This window comes from Flavobacterium johnsoniae UW101, assembly GCF_000016645.1.
Lineage (GTDB): Bacteria > Bacteroidota > Bacteroidia > Flavobacteriales > Flavobacteriaceae > Flavobacterium > Flavobacterium johnsoniae.
Map to the genome: position 1 here is coordinate 2,708,649 of NC_009441.1, position 16,673 is coordinate 2,725,321.

The window sequence follows — 16,673 nt, forward strand, 5'->3', positions numbered from 1 at the left end:
TTTCTATCTCTTCTTTACGAATCTTTTATTTGTAATGGAAAAACTCAAAAATTAATTCAAAAAAATGACTTAAAGTTTCAATTTTAAACCAGTTTTATTCTCAAAATTGAAATTTTTAAGTTTGATGCTTTTTTTAATGCTTAAATTTTACATTTTGTATGTAAAAATAAATTTATGGTTATAAATTGTAATTGAAATTGGTGTTTGTGTTTTTCAATTGTAATCGATGCCGCATCTTTGCCCTATCAAAATGAAATTTAAAGTTTTAAAAATATAAAATTATGTGTGGAATTGTATGTGCCTTTGATCTAAAGCAAAAAGCCGAGAGTCTAAGACCTCAAGTATTAGAAATGTCTAAAATCATTCGTCACCGCGGACCAGACTGGAGCGGAATTTACAGTAATGATAAAGCAATTCTTTCTCACGAGCGTCTGGCAATTGTAGATCCAGCTTCAGGAAAACAACCTTTATTTACAGAAGATAAAAAATTGGTTTTGGCTGCAAACGGTGAAATTTACAATCACAGAGATTTGCGTAAACAATTTGAAGGAAAATATAACTTTCAGACTGAAAGTGACTGCGAAGTTATTTTAGCATTATACAGAGAAAAAGGAGTAAACTTTGTTGATGAATTAAACGGAATCTTTGGTTTTGCAATTTATGATGTAGATAAAGATGAGTATTTCGTAGCTCGTGACCACATGGGAATTATTCCATTATATATTGGATGGGATCAGCACGGAACTTTCTATGTAGCTTCTGAGTTAAAAGCTTTAGAAGGATATTGCACAAAAATTGAATTATTCCCTCCAGGACATTATTTATCAAGCAAAGACGGAGAGTTTGTACAATGGTACAAAAGAGACTGGACAGAATATGATGCAGTAAAAGACAATGAAACAAGCATTCCAGAAATTAGAAAAGCATTAGAAGCAGCGGTTCACAGACAATTAATGAGTGACGTTCCTTACGGAGTTTTACTTTCTGGAGGTTTAGATTCTTCTATCACTTCGGCTGTAGCCAAAAAATTTGCACAAAAAAGAATTGAGTCAGATGATACCACAGATGCCTGGTATCCGCAATTGCACTCTTTCTCAGTTGGATTAGAAGGTTCTCCGGATTTAGCTGCAGCTAGAAAAGTAGCAGATCATATTGGAACTATTCACCACGAAATTAAATTCACAATCCAAGAAGGTTTAGATGCCGTTCGTGATGTAATTTACAACCTTGAAACGTATGATGTAACAACAGTAAGAGCTTCAACTCCAATGTGGTTAATGGCTAGAGTTATCAAATCTATGGGAATCAAAATGGTTCTTTCCGGAGAAGGAGCAGATGAGCTATTTGGAGGATATTTATATTTCCACAAAGCACCAAACGCTAAAGAGTTCCACGAAGAAAACGTTCGTAAATTAGGAAAACTTCACATGTACGATTGTTTACGTGCAAACAAAAGTTTAGCAGCGTGGGGAATCGAAGGCCGTGTACCATTCTTAGATAAAGAATTTATGGATGTTGCAATGCGCATCAACCCACAAGATAAAATGATCAACAAAGAACATCCAATGGAAAAATGGGTTGTTCGTAAAGCTTTTGAAGATATGCTTCCTGAAAGTGTGGCATGGAGACAAAAAGAGCAGTTTTCTGATGGAGTAGGATACAGCTGGATCGATACTTTAAAAGAAGTTGTGGCAAGAGAAGTTTCAGACGAGCAATTAGCAAACGCAAGATTCAAATTTCCATTACAGACTCCAACTTCAAAAGAAGAATATTACTATCGTTCTATCTTCTCAGAACATTTCCCAAGCGATGCTGCAGCATTATGCGTTCCGCAGGAAGCAAGTGTTGCCTGCAGTACAAAAATTGCTTTAGAGTGGGATGAAGCGTTTAAAAACTTAAACGATCCTTCAGGAAGAGCAGTTGCAAATGTGCATGACGATGCTTATGTAAAAGCATAAATGAGTTAATTATTAGAATTAGTATATATATTGCTGGAAAAACGTTCTCTACCGAGGGCGTTTTTCTTGTCTTAAATTGTTAAATTCTATATTTTCAGTTCTTTATAAAATGGAATCAATAATTAATTGACTTACTTTTTTTATATTTGGCATTCGCCGGAATAAAGTTAAAGCCGCTTGATTTTAGTATTGAAAAGGGCAGGAAAGAAAAAAATAATATTTAGATTTGCCTGCAATAGAAAATTTTAATGATTTTTTAATGTTCAGCTTATTTTAAGTTGACACAGAAGAATAAAAATATAAAATAGATTAGTATGTCTGGATTATTGGCCGTTATTGGTAAAGGAAAAGACCCGCAGCTTGTAAAAGAACTTTCTAACAGAATGTCACACCGTGGCCCGGATGAAAGCGATTTGCATATTATGGAAAATGGAAGTATACTTTGTCATGAAAGTCTGTCTATTATCGATCTGCATTCGGGAAAACAGCCTATTCAGGGAACGAACAAAGCATGGATGGTTCATGATGGTGAAATTTATAATTATCAGGAATTAAAAAACACAATTTTAAAAGATCATACTTTTAGAACCAATTCAGATTCAGAAGTTATCGTGCATTTATATGAAGAGTTTGGATATGATTTTTGCAACAAACTTGACGGTGATTTTGCTTTCGTAATTATTGACGGTGATAATTACATTGCAGGAAGAGATCCAATTGGAGTAAAACCTCTATATTATGGATTAGATGAAAGAGGGAGAATTTATTTTTCTTCAGAAATGAAATCAATTGCCGATCAGTGTAAATCATTTTCAACTTTTCCTCCAGGGCATTATTATACAGCAAAAAGCGGTTTCGTAAAATATTATCATCCGGAATACGAAGATCATTTAAAGGCTGATCAGCCGCTTGATTTTGGATTAATCCGCAAAAGTTTAATCGAAGCCACACGCAAACGTTTAATAGGCGAAGTTCCTGTTGGAGTTGTATTATCCGGTGGTTTAGATACTTCTTTAATTTCTTCTGTGGCTTCAAGACTGCTAAAAGAAAATGGTAAAAAACTGCCGTCTTTTTCTATCGGTTTAGATGCTGATGCCCCAGATAATATTTCGGCTAGAAAAGCAGCAGAATTTTTAGGTACAGATCATCATGAAATACATTTTACTGTAAAAGAAGGAGTAGAAGCTTTAGAGCAGGTTATTGCATCTATAGAAACCTATGATATTATTTCTGTTCGTTCAGGAGTTCCAATGTATTTATTGTCTAAAGCAATCAGCGAAAAAGGCGTAAAAGTAATTTTGTCAGGAGAAGGCGCCGATGAAATTTTTGGAGGACATTTGTATTTTAGAAATGCGCCTTCGACAGAAGAATTTCAGGACGAAACTATCGAAAGAGTCCAAAAACTATTTACAGCAGATTTACTTCGTGCGGATAAAACAACAATGGCTAACGGAATCGAAGCCAGAGTTCCGTTTCTTGATAAAGATTTTTTAGATGTTACCATTCGAATTAAAACCGAAGAAAAACAACCTAAAACTTACGATGGAGTTGAAAAATATATCTTAAGAAAAGCATTTGATACTCCCGAAGATCCTTATTTGCCTGCAGAAGTTTTGTGGAGACAAAAAGAGCAGTTTTCTGATGGAGTAGGATACAACTGGGTTGATGAGTTGATAGAGTATTGTGATTCGCAGGTTACAGATGAACAATTGGCTGGTGCAAGTGCAGAATTTCCATACAATACGCCAACAACAAAAGAAGCGTATTATTACAGATCGATTTTTCATAAATATTATCCACAGGTCAGTGCGGCGCAAACCGTTCGTAAATGGATTCCAAAATGGCAGGAAAATCAAGATCCAAGCGGAAGAGCTAATGCAGCACACTTAAAAGGAAATTTTGAGAATGTGAAATCTGTAGCCGTTTAAAAAGTATTTTAAAAGATAAATTCCAGACGGAATTTCAAAACATAAAACCGAAACAGATAATAGGATCTCGTTTCGGTTTTTTTATGCGTGGAATTAAGATTTTTTTGTAATTCCTAAATCTTAGTTAATGTAGGTTTTTACTTTAGGAAAAATATTATATTTGGTTATCATTAACAAATTAATAACCAATCCATCACAACCTATGAAAAACGTATTACTAGGTGGAATTTTATGCTGTACATTAATTTCATTGAGTCCTGTTTATGCCCAAAAAAAGGTCGAAGTGCCTAAATACATTACCAATATTGAAGGTGTAAAAGAATATTCTTTAAACAACGGATTAAAAATTCTTTTAATTCCAGATGCTTCTCAGAGCAATATGATAGTTAATATCGTTTATAATGTAGGTTCCAGAAATGAAGGCTATGGTGAAAAAGGAATGGCGCATTTGCTGGAACACATGCTTTTTAAGAGTACTAAGAATTTAGGCGATATTAAAAAAATGTTGTCAGACAAAGGAGGAAATGCAAACGGAACCACCTGGTTAGACAGAACAAACTATTACGAGATTTTTCCATCAAGCGATGAAAACTTAAAATGGAGCATCGAAATGGAAGCCGACAGAATGATTCATGCTACCATTTTACAGTCAGACCTTGACAAAGAATTCTCTGTAGTTAGAAATGAGTTTGAAATAGGAGAAAATAATCCTGATGGAGTGTTGCAGGAAAGAATTCTTTCTGCAGCTTATTTGTGGCATAATTACGGAAACAGTACCATAGGAAGTAAAGAAGATATTGAAAGAGTAAAAGCAAATACGCTGCGAGTTTTTTATGAAAAATACTATCAGCCGGATAACGCAACTCTTATAATTGCAGGAAAATTTGATGAAAAGAAAGCGCTGCAGTATGCAGGTCAGTATTTTGGAGCAATCCCTCGACCAAAAAGAGTTTTAGATAAAACCTATACAATTGAGCCGGCTCAGGATGGAGAAAAATATGTTGAGCTTAAAAGAGCCGGAGACAGCAAAAATGTTGGAGCTTTGTACCACACAGCATCTTATGCAGATAAAGATTACGCAGCAATTGATGCGTTAGGCGAAATTTTAACAGCAGATCCATCAGGTTATTTGTATAAATCTTTAGTCGAAACACAAAAAATATCCAGTATTTATTTTTGGCAGCCTACAGTAAGAGATGCCGGATTTATTTATTTTGGAGCTGCATTGCCGAATGATAAAGATGTAAAAGAAACGAAAGAACTTATTAGAACTGAGCTGGATAAAATTGCATCAACAAAATATACAGATCAGGATATTAGCAGAGCAAAAGCTAAAATTATTAAGCAGATTGAGGCAGTAAAAAACAATACAATTTCGTATGCTGTAAACATGACAGAAATTGTTGGAGCCGGAGATTACAGACTTGGTTTTTTATATAGAGATGCAATTGAAAACCTTACAAAAGAAGATGTTCAAAGAGTAGCCGAGAAATATTTTAAAGCAAATAACAGAACAGTTGGTATTTTTATTCCGTCAAAAGATGAAGTAAGAGTAAAACCAAACGAATATACTGATGAGCAATTATCAGCATTAATTAAAGATTACAAAGGAAAAGCACTTGAAAAAGAAGCTGCGCCGTTTGAAGCCTCTATTAAAAATTTAAAACAAAATTTTGCCGAAGGCAAATTAAGCAACGGCATTAAATACGGATTAATTAAAAAAGAAATCAAAGGCGGAAAAGTTCAGGCAAGTTTTAGATTTCCGGTGAGCAACGAAAAAGATTTAACAGATAAAAGCGATATTGCCGGTATTCTTGCTCAGTTATTAAAAACAGGAACAAAAACACAATCTAAAGAGCAGATCCAGGATCGATTAGATCAATTGAAATCTTCAATTAATTTTAATTTTTCGAGACAAACTTTAACTGTCAATATCAATACTTATAAAGAAAATTTTAAGGAAGTAATGGGAATTTTAGCAGACTTGCTGGCTAATTCAACTTTTCCTGAAAATGAACTTACCAAAACAATCAGTGAGTATAATACTTATTTAGAGTCTAGTTTAAACGATCCGCAGGCTGTGGCATTTACTGAAATTACAAGGTCAACAACAAAATATCCAAAAGGAAATATGTTTTATACACCAACGATTCAGGAACAGATAGATGCTTTCAAAAAAATAAAACAATCAGAAATTGTTGATTTTTATAAAAATGTTTTGGGCGGAAATAATGGTGTAGGAAGTGTAGTAGGAGATTTAGATGCTAAAACTACAGGAGAAATTTTAGAAAGCACATTTGGAAAATGGAATTCTAAGGCGAAATATGAACTTGCTTTGCCAACTTATTTTGAAACACAAAAATTAGACAAAGACATTATTACTCCAGACAAAGAAAATGCGGTTGCTTTAGGAAGAATCAGTTTTAAGATGGATAGAAACAGTGCTGATTATCCTGCATTTGTTATGGCAAATGAGATGTTAGGAAGCGGTGGTTTCTTAAGTGCCAGAATTCCGATGAGATTAAGAGAAAAAGAAGGAATCAGCTATGGTGCAGGCTCTTTTGCAGATATTCCAATTACAAACAATGCGGCTTCATGGAGTTATTATGCTTTTTTAAATCCAACGAAAAAAGGCGCTGTTGAAACTGCAGCAAAAGAAGAAATTGCAAAAGCAATAAAAGATGGATTTACAGCAGAAGAACTAAAATCTAATCTAACCAGCTGGCAAAACGAAAGAAAAACAAGATTAGGAGTTGACGGTACATTAATGGAACTGTCAAATAATTATTTACAATACGGAGTGCCTTTAGAAGATTATGATACTTTGGAAACAAAAATCAAAGCTTTAAAAGTTGAAGATGTAAATAGTGTTTTGAAGAAATATCTTTCATTAGATAAAATGACTTCAGTGTATGCTGGAGATTTTAATAAGAAAAACTAAAGAAGGAAAATTTCAATGTAAAAAAAACGAAATGCATTTCACAATGTCATTTCGGTTTTTTTATGCTGTTATTAGGATTTGAATTTGGGATTTCAAAATTGATTTTTGTGTTATTCCTATTTTTAGAATTTGGAATTTATGAATTTGGAATTTAAAATTCACTTTTGGAATTATTTTTTGGTTTTTCAGACAATTGTGTTAATAACTTAAGTGCTTTAAGTCGGAATTTTATGGGTATATACCCCGCGTTTTTATATATTTGCGTGTTAGACAGTAAATACATTTTTTAGAATAAATTATATGAGCGAAGAAATCAAGAAGAACAATTATTCAGCAGATAGTATTCAGGCATTAGAAGGAATGGAGCACGTAAGAATGCGTCCATCGATGTATATTGGAGATGTAGGAGTTCGAGGGCTTCACCATTTGGTTTACGAGGTTGTTGATAACTCTATTGATGAGGCGATGGGAGGACATTGTGATACTATTGGTGTTACAATAAACGAAGACGGTTCGGTTACAGTTGAAGATAACGGTCGTGGTATTCCAGTTGATTTACATAAAAAAGAAGGAGTTTCAGCACTTGAGGTTGTAATGACTAAAATTGGTGCCGGAGGTAAATTCGATAAAGATTCGTATAAAGTTTCCGGAGGACTTCACGGAGTTGGGGTTTCTGTAGTAAATGCACTTTCGGTTCACATGAAATCGACTGTATTTAGAGAAGGAAAAATCTATGAGCAGGAATACGAAAGAGGAAAATCATTATATCCGGTAAAACAAATTGGAGAAACAGATAAAAGAGGTACACGTCAGACCTTTTTTCCAGATGATACTATTTTCCAGCAGACTACAGAGTTCTCTTATGATACTTTATCAGCTCGTATGCGTGAGCTTTCTTTCTTAAATAAAGGAATTACGATCACGTTTACAGATAAAAGAGAAGTAGATGACAAAGGCGAATTTAAAAGCGAAGTTTTTCATTCAGATGAAGGTCTTAAAGAATATATCCGCTATTTAGATGGAAACCGTGAGCCAATTATTTCTCACGTAATCAGCATGGATCACGAAAAAGGTGAAATCCCGGTTGAGGTTGCCTTAATCTATAATACAAGTTATTCTGAGAATATTTTCTCTTACGTAAATAACATTAATACACACGAAGGAGGTACGCACCTGCAAGGTTTTAGAAGTGGTTTAACAAGAACACTTAAAAAATACGCTGATGCTTCTGGATTGTTAGATAAATTGAAATTTGAAATTTCGGGAGATGACTTCCGTGAAGGTTTAACAGCTATTATTTCGGTAAAAGTTTCTGAGCCTCAGTTCGAAGGACAAACAAAAACGAAACTTGGAAACAGAGAGGTTGTATCTCCGGTTTCTCAGGCAGTTGGAGAAATGCTTGAAAATTATTTGGAAGAAAATCCAAATGATGCTAAGATAATTATTCAAAAAGTAATCTTAGCAGCTCAGGCTCGTCACGCGGCGAAAAAAGCACGTGAAATGGTACAGCGTAAAACCGTTATGGGCGGCGGCGGATTACCAGGAAAATTATCAGATTGTTCTGAGCAGGATCCGGCAAGATGTGAGGTTTACTTAGTCGAGGGAGATTCGGCTGGTGGAACAGCAAAACAAGGACGTGACCGTAACTTTCAGGCGATTTTACCATTACGTGGTAAGATTTTGAACGTTGAAAAAGCGATGCACCATAAAGTGTTCGAAAACGAAGAGATTCGTAATATCTTTACTGCTTTAGGAGTTACCGTTGGTACAGCAGAAGACAGTAAAGCTTTGAATATTGAAAAACTTCGTTACCACAAAGTAATCATCATGTGTGATGCCGATGTCGATGGAAGCCACATTTCTACCTTAATATTAACGTTCTTCTTCCGTTTCATGAAAGAGCTTATCGAAGAAGGTCACGTTTATATCGCAGCACCGCCTTTATACTTGGTTAAAAAAGGAAACAAAAAAGAATACGCATGGAATGACGTTCAACGCGATCAGGCCAATGAAAGAATGGGAGGAAGCGCAAACATTCAGCGTTATAAAGGTCTTGGAGAGATGAACGCAGAACAATTGTGGGAAACAACAATGGATCCTCAATTTAGAACTTTGCGTCAGGTAACAATCGATAGTCTTGCAGAAGCAGATAGAGTTTTCTCTATGTTAATGGGAGATGAGGTACCGCCTCGTAGAGAATTTATCGAGAAAAATGCAGTTTACGCAAATATCGATGCCTAATAAAAAATAACTTTCAATTCGTTTAATTGTTTAAATTTACTTAAACGATTAAACGAATTGTTAATTTATAAAACAAACAAATTATTAATAACCGATAAAGTAAAAAATATGAAAGTTACCATTGTAGGAGCAGGAAATGTTGGAGCTACTTGCGCAGATGTTATTTCTTATAGAGGAATTGCAAGCGAGGTTGTATTGTTGGATATTAAAGAAGGTTTTGCCGAAGGAAAAGCGTTGGATATTACACAATGTGCGACAAATACTGGTTTTAATACAAAAGTGTCTGGCGTTACCAACGACTATTCTAAAACCGCTGGAAGTGATGTAGTGGTTATTACATCAGGAATTCCAAGAAAACCAGGAATGACTAGAGAAGAATTAATTGGTATTAATGCAGGAATTGTGAAAACAGTTGCTGAAAATGTACTGAAATATTCTCCAAATACTATAATTGTTGTAGTTTCTAACCCAATGGATACTATGACATATTTAGCTTTAAAAGCTACAGGACTGCCAAAAAACAGAATTATAGGTATGGGCGGGGCATTAGACAGCTCTCGTTTTAGAACTTATTTATCTTTGGCTTTAGATAAACCTGCAAATGATATTTCTGCGATGGTAATTGGAGGTCATGGTGATACAACCATGATTCCGTTAACACGTTTGGCTTCTTATAATGGAATTCCGGTTTCTCAGTTCCTTTCAGAAGATGTACTGCAAAAAGTAGCAGCAGATACTATGGTTGGCGGTGCTACGCTTACAGGTCTTCTAGGGACTTCTGCGTGGTATGCTCCGGGAGCTTCTGTTGCTTATTTAGTAGACAGTATCCTAAACGATCAAAAGAAAATGATTGCCTGCTCAGTTTTCGTAGAAGGCGAGTACGGACAAAATGATATATGTATAGGTGTACCGTGTATAATTGGTAAAAACGGTGTAGAAGAAATTGTAAATATCAATTTAAATGACCAGGAAAAGGCTTTATTTGCTAAAAGCGCAGATGCGGTTCGTGGTATGAATGATGCTCTAAAATCGATTTTAGTGTAATAAAAACAGGAAAAAAAGGAAAAGGCTGCACTTTTGCAGTCTTTTTTTTGAGATTAATTAATAAATAAATTGGTTAATCTTTCCGTTAATTATATATTTGCTCGATTTAAAAAAAATGCAGTAATTCGTGATCTCGATTTTTTAGTTTTAAAAACTCATGTCAGGGCTTATTTTTAGGGAATTTAAAACCAAAAACAAACAATAAAACATAATTAATTTTTAGTAATAATGCAGAATAAAGGACTTATTAAATTTTTCGCAATTCTATTTGCATTGGTAAGTATTTACCAACTATCATTCACTTTTGTGGCAAATAATGTCAAAGGTGAAGCTAAAGCTTTTGCAGGAGATAATCCTGATAAAGAGCTGAAATATTTAGATTCTATCGGTAAAGAAAAAGTATTCAGTCTTGGTTTTACAGACTTCACTTATAATGAAGTAAAAAACAAACAGCTAAATAAAGGTCTTGACTTAGAAGGAGGAATCAACGTTATTCTTCAAATCTCTGTTAAAGATGTATTAAAAGGTTTAGCGAATAATTCTAAAAATCCGGTATTTAATAAATCATTAGCTGATGCAACTGCGAATTTAGAAGGAAATAAGACCTATTTAAATAAATTCTTCGAAGCTTTTGAAGCTAACTCAAAAGGAACTGTAAAATTGGCTTCGCCAGATATTTTTGCAAACAGAAGTTTACAAGGAGACGGTGGTATCGATTTTCAAATGACTGATGCACAAGCTCAAAAAGTTATCAAAAGAAAAGTTGATGAGTCTATCGAAAGTGCTTACAAAGTATTAAGAGAGCGTATCGACAAATTTGGTGTAACACAGCCAAACATCCAAAAATTAGGAGAAACAGGAAGAATCTTAGTAGAGCTTCCAGGTGCTAAGGATGTTGATAGAATTAAAAAATTATTAGGAGGAAAAGCTCAATTAGAGTTCTGGGAAACTTTTAAAATTGAAGAAGTTGGTAACTTTTTAGTTGCTGCTAACGAAGCTTTAAAAAAGACAGAAGTTAAGAAAACAGAAACTAAAGCTGTAGCTAAAGATTCATTGAATGCTTTATTAACAGATAACTCTAAAGATTCTCTTGACGCTAAAAAAGGAAATAATCCTTTATTTGACAAAATGATTGTTCAGGGTGGTGGTCCGGTTTTAGGATACTTCGCTACTAAAGATACTGCTGCAATCAACGGTTATTTCAAAAGACCAGATATTAGAATTTTATTGGGTGCTGACCAACACAATGCAAAATTTGTTTGGAGCAAACCAACTACTATAAAAGATGCTAAAGCAAAAGAAGTTGAAGCTGTAGAATTATACGCTTTAAAAGGAAACAGAGATAACGTACCAGCTATGAGCGGTGGTGTTGTAACTGATGCAAAAGATACTTTTGACCAAATGGGTAAACCAGCTGTTTCTATGCAAATGAACAGCCAGGGAGCTAAAGTTTGGGAAGAGTTAACAGGAAGAGCTTTCTCTCAAAAAGGTTATATCGCTATTGTTTTAGATAACATCGTTTATTCTGCGCCAGGTGTTACAAGCGGTCCAATCGCTGGAGGAAGATCTGAAATTACAGGTTCTTTTGATGTTGCTGAAACAAAAGATTTAGCTAACGTATTAAATGCAGGTAAATTACCAGCATCTGCAGACATTATTCAATCTACAGTTGTAGGGCCATCTTTAGGTCAGGCAGCAATTGATGCAGGAACAATTTCATCTGTATTAGGTTTCTTATTAGTTTGTGTTTGGATGGTATTCTATTATGGTAAAGCTGGATGGTATGCAAACCTTGCTTTATTATTAAACTTACTATTCTTATTCGGAATTATGGCAAGTTTTGGTTTCGTACTTACATTGCCGGGTATTGCAGGTATCGTATTAACATTAGGTACTGCGGTAGATGCGAACATCATTATATATGAAAGAGCAAAAGAGGAATTACGTGAAGGTAAATCATTATCAGAAGCTGTAGCAGCATCTTACGGATGGCACGGAGCAATGCGTTCTATTATTGATGCTAACGTAACTCACGTTTTAACTGGAGCGATCTTATTTATTTTTGGAACAGGACCAATCAAAGGTTTCGCGTTAACATTATTAATTGGTATCGTAACTTCATTGTTTACTTCTATCTTTATTGCTAGAATTTTCATTGACAGAAATATTGCAGGAAAAGCTGATTTAACTTTCTCTACAAGTATTACTAAAAACTGGTTTACAAACTTCCACTTTGACTTTATTAAAGTTAAAAAATTCACTTACATTTTCTCTTCTATAGTAACAGTAGTAAGTTTAACTTCTATCTTCTTTATTAACGGATTAGATGAAGGTGTAGATTTTGTTGGAGGTAGAACTTTCCAGGTTAAATTTGAAAAACCAATCGATGCAACTGTAGTTTCAGATGAATTATCTGCTGCTTTTGGTACTCCGGTTGAAGCTAAAATTTTAGGTGATGACGATCAGTTGAAAATCACAACTAAATATAAAATTAAAGAAGACGGTGTAGCTATAGACGAAGAAGTGAACCAAAAATTATACAAAGCATTACAAAAGTATTACCCAAATACTTCTTATGATAAATTCATCAACTCTTTTGACGGTAAAAAAGTTGGAGTTTTACAAGCTTCTAAAGTTGGAGCTTCTATCTCAGAAGATATTAAAACAAACTCTTACTGGGCAGTACTTGGAGCAATGGCAGTTATTTTCTTATACTTAATGGTATCTTTCCGTAAATGGCAGTATTCATTAGGTGCGATTGCAGCTGTTGCACACGACGTAATCTTCGTATTAGGAATCTACTCTTTATGCTACAAGTTCATGCCATTCCACATGGAAATGGACCAGCACTTCATCGCTGCGATCCTGACGGTAATTGGTTACTCTATGAACGATACTGTAATTGTATTTGACAGGGTGAGAGAGTTTATCATCGGAAACCGTAAAGGTAGTTTCGAAGATATCGTAAATGCTTCTATTAACACTACATTATCTAGAACATTGAATACTTCATTAATGATGATCATTGTATTATTAACGATGTTTATCTTTGGTGGTGAGTCAATCAGAGGATTTATCTTTGCAATGTTAATTGGTATTATTGTAGGTACTTATTCTTCATTATTTATCGCTACTCCGGTATTGGTAGATACGATTTCAAGTGATGAAAAACACACAATCGAAGACAAACATAATAAAGCATAATTAAAAGCTTAAATTATATTAAAAAGATCCAGTGAAAGCTGGATCTTTTTTTTGTATTATATTTAAATGAATTTAAAAACGATTTATGAATAGAAAATTACTTTTGAGTATACTATTTCTTTTTGCTGTAAAGATGTCTGCACAAGAAGATAAATCCCGTTTTTCTCTAGGTTTTAATTATGGCTTCGGAAGTGAATTTAACAACCGGAACTATACGTTTACAAATCATTTTTATAAAATACAGCTTTATTATAAACTAAAACAGACAAAGCATTTTCAATATCAAATCCTTGTTCAGCCGGAAATTAATTTTGCTGAACATCAATTATTAAATTTCTATTTTGTGAAGCCGGAAACGCCGGATTATGAACAAAAAAGAGCTCAATATACACAGTTAAAAGATATTCGCGAATATGTGGTCAACTGCGGTTTTTTAGTTCGTAAACCTATTAGTGAAATTTGTTCATTTTATATTCTCGGCAGTATTGGCCCGATGATAACAGATACCGAAACCGAAAGAATGTCGAAAGGTTTCGCTTTTGCCGATGTTTTAGCAGTGGGATTCTCTTTAAACTATCATAAAATTCAATTTGACATTTGCCCAAATATCAGACACGTATCGAATGGAGGATTAAGCAGTACAAATTCTGGTTATAATACCAGAAATATAGAGTTTGGGGTTTCGTATTCGTTGTAGATTAAACTCTTTAAAAGAATAAGTTTAATAGTTTAAAATAGAAAATAGCTTACATTTTTATGCACTATAATATAAAGGCGGATTTTATCCGTCTTTTTTTATATCCTATAATGTTAAAATGAAAGAAAATATTTATAATTATTTTATTTAAATGAAATAAAAAGACTACATTAGTCGCAATAACAAAGTGTAGGTTATAATCTACATTTTGTTTTAGTGAATTTATATATGATAGTTTGAAATGGTAAAAAAACATGTATTGAGTCTTATTGATATCAGGCTCATTGTATTCTTAATTGTAATTGTGGCACTGTGTGCTATTCTAACCCTGCTGATTAGTGATAAAGTAGAAGATTTTGCGAAAAAGTACAAAAAGAAATTTTATGGATATATCTTATTATTTGTTTTAATCTATACCCTTATAGCATTTTTAGGATACAATAAACTCTTTATTGAACTTAGAAATGAATTTATTTTTTATCAGGCAGCTTCTTTGTTATTAGGAAGTTTACATGCATGGTTCTATCGTGAATTTTTTCAGGAGTTTAATCTAAAAAAATATAGTGTTGAGTTACTATTTTCTTTTATCGTTCCGCTGTATTCAAGCATTTTATTTGTCATTATTTATACATTTTTAAACGGAATAAATTTTACGCTTTTAATGAGCGCGCATTTTTTGGTCTTCGTTATTCCAACTTGTATCTATATGGTATTTTGTTTTATGATGCTGATACCGCCAAGAAAATATATTACATGGACCCCCGAAAAATCGTATTCAGCAATAAAAGACGACGAAATGGAGGCTATTGTATTGATTACTTTTTTAATAAAGAAAAGTTACGATGATACAGAATATACTTCAATAAGAGTACAAGCCCCTGTGAAAGTAAGTTTTGGACGCTTGTTTTTTCTTGCCGTTGCAGGATATAACAGGCAAAACGAAGGTGAACATATCGATTTGCAGATGCCTGATGGAAAAGACTATAACTGGGTATTTTATTTACAGTCTAAATGGTATGAAAACACCCGCTATATAGATGCTGCATACGATGGAGCAATGAATCAAATTACAGAAAACTCAGTAGTAATATGCCAGCGTGAAATTGAGAAAAATGCACCTCCGGAAAAAAAGAAAAAAACAGATCAAAAACTGTATGGTGTCGATTCGCATAATGAGGGGGCTGATCAGGAAAAGTTTGACGAATTAAAAGAAACAGAAAAGGAAGCAGCTATAAAATAATCTTTGGAATCAATAAACATTTAAAAATTTAACCGCCGTTAACGAATATGGAAAAAAACGAAGACAAAGAAAAAAAGAAACAACAGGTTTTATTTGTAAGCCAGGATTATATACTGCCGTTTCGGCCTCTTGAACTCAATCACGAGTATTCAGTTTTGTACACAATCGAAAAAGGAGATAAAAAAGAAACCTTTGAGCAAAATTTTAGTTTAAGGAGATTAAAACCTGACAGCAGTCAAAATAAATATCATTTTATTCAAATTGATAAAATATCAGAATTATTGGTTGATGGAAAACCCGTAGATTCAAGAGCTTACAAAGTGGCTGAAAAAACTGCCGAACTGCTGTATCCCTTAAGAATCGTGGTAAACAAATACGGAAAATGGGTAGACATAAATAGTTACTATAAACTAAAAGAACGCTGGGAAAATCAAAAAGAAGCCATTAAAGAACTATTTGATGGAAAAACCTTTGAGATGTTAGCCCAAAATATCGAAAATGCTATCGAAGATGACAAATCTCTAGTAGGATTAATTTCCGGAAATTGGTTTTTAAGAGCCTATTTTAATGGAATACACAGAGCCTATACCCGAAAGTTTGAAAGAGAAAGAACCTTGTATTTTCCTGTTGCTGCCGAAGTTGAGGATATTGAATTTTCGATTGTTCAAAAAGTAAATCCTTATTTAAATGACTTAAACCAAATAGAAGTAACTCAAACAGGAGAATCAGAAAGTGAATATTTGAATGGAAACTATACAGCAGGATATTTTTTAAATCCTAATAATTATATCATTGAGTATTTGCATTTAGAATGTGATTTTGAGGATATAGATCAAAGAAATACAATAGAGGTTAAAAATCTGGACGAAAGTGAAATTTTTGTTGATTCAGGTATATCACTTTTAATATAAAATAAAAAAATATTCATTATGAGTTCAAAATATGTTGTTGTAGACGGTGCTTTGTGCAAGTGTAAGTTTAGTGAAGACACAAAAGCCACTGATATTTTACTGGTAAAATCGCAGAAAAAGCATTTTGCAAATGATAAAGGAGCTAATAAAAAACTTATTGCCACAACCAAAGAAGTCAATCAAACCTTAAAGAAAGGCACATTTGGCAAATGCACTTTGCAGCCAACATCAGGCGGGAATGTTCCTTGTGTTGCATTGCCGCTAAAATGGGATAATCCTTATGAAAAAATTACACTAAGCAATCAGGGTAAAATTTTAACCGAAGACAGTAAAGCAGCATGTAATATAGGCGGACCGGGCTGTATTGAAATTTTTAAACACGGACAAACAGCCGAAGTAGGAAGCGGGCAGATGCAAAAAGCAGATCGTGATGCAGTAAAACAAATAAATCCGCTGTTAAATCCCGACGATTTAGATGAAAACGGTATTTGTTTTTAAATAAAATAAGA

General features: G+C 33.8%; 10 protein-coding genes. All 10 read left to right on the top strand.

The features are described 5' to 3' along the window. Positions 1-281 precede the first annotated feature (281 nt). The 10 genes from asnB (FJOH_RS11725) to FJOH_RS11770 all read left to right on the top strand — a co-directional run bounded on the left by asnB (FJOH_RS11725) (position 282) and on the right by FJOH_RS11770 (position 16,662). Entirely contained in the window at positions 282-1,958 is a 1,677-nt protein-coding gene (gene asnB, locus FJOH_RS11725; RefSeq protein WP_012024318.1) for an asparagine synthase B, read from the top strand. Between the two features lie 314 nt (positions 1,959-2,272). Next, on the top strand, positions 2,273-3,886 hold the full coding sequence (gene asnB / locus FJOH_RS11730) for an asparagine synthase B (protein WP_012024319.1): 1,614 nt from the start codon (positions 2,273-2,275) through the stop codon (positions 3,884-3,886). A gap of 202 nt (positions 3,887-4,088) precedes the next feature. Continuing rightward, a complete protein-coding gene (locus FJOH_RS11735) occupies positions 4,089-6,827 on the top strand; it encodes a M16 family metallopeptidase (protein ID WP_012024320.1) in 2,739 nt (912 codons plus the stop codon). A gap of 300 nt (positions 6,828-7,127) precedes the next feature. Next, positions 7,128-9,068 (top strand): DNA topoisomerase (ATP-hydrolyzing) subunit B, encoded by a 1,941-nt coding sequence (gene gyrB / locus FJOH_RS11740; RefSeq protein ID WP_012024321.1) that lies wholly within the window; start codon positions 7,128-7,130, stop codon positions 9,066-9,068. Positions 9,069-9,176: 108 nt separating this feature from the next. After that, positions 9,177-10,112: a malate dehydrogenase gene (mdh, locus tag FJOH_RS11745; RefSeq protein WP_012024322.1), complete on the top strand. Its 936-nt coding sequence runs from the start codon at positions 9,177-9,179 to the stop codon at positions 10,110-10,112. A gap of 228 nt (positions 10,113-10,340) precedes the next feature. Continuing rightward, positions 10,341-13,316, top strand: coding sequence for a protein translocase subunit SecDF (secDF, locus tag FJOH_RS11750; RefSeq protein ID WP_012024323.1), 2,976 nt, complete (start codon positions 10,341-10,343; stop codon positions 13,314-13,316). An 85-nt stretch (positions 13,317-13,401) separates the two neighbouring features. After that, entirely contained in the window at positions 13,402-14,013 is a 612-nt protein-coding gene (locus tag FJOH_RS11755) for an acyloxyacyl hydrolase (RefSeq protein WP_012024324.1), read from the top strand. Positions 14,014-14,254: 241 nt separating this feature from the next. Continuing rightward, entirely contained in the window at positions 14,255-15,253 is a 999-nt protein-coding gene (locus FJOH_RS11760) for a TssN family type VI secretion system protein (protein ID WP_012024325.1), read from the top strand. Positions 15,254-15,300: 47 nt separating this feature from the next. Then, on the top strand, positions 15,301-16,164 hold the full coding sequence (locus FJOH_RS11765; protein ID WP_012024326.1) for a hypothetical protein: 864 nt from the start codon (positions 15,301-15,303) through the stop codon (positions 16,162-16,164). 18 nt (positions 16,165-16,182) lie between these two features. Next, a complete protein-coding gene (locus FJOH_RS11770) occupies positions 16,183-16,662 on the top strand; it encodes a DUF4280 domain-containing protein (protein ID WP_012024327.1) in 480 nt (159 codons plus the stop codon). Positions 16,663-16,673 lie beyond the last annotated feature (11 nt).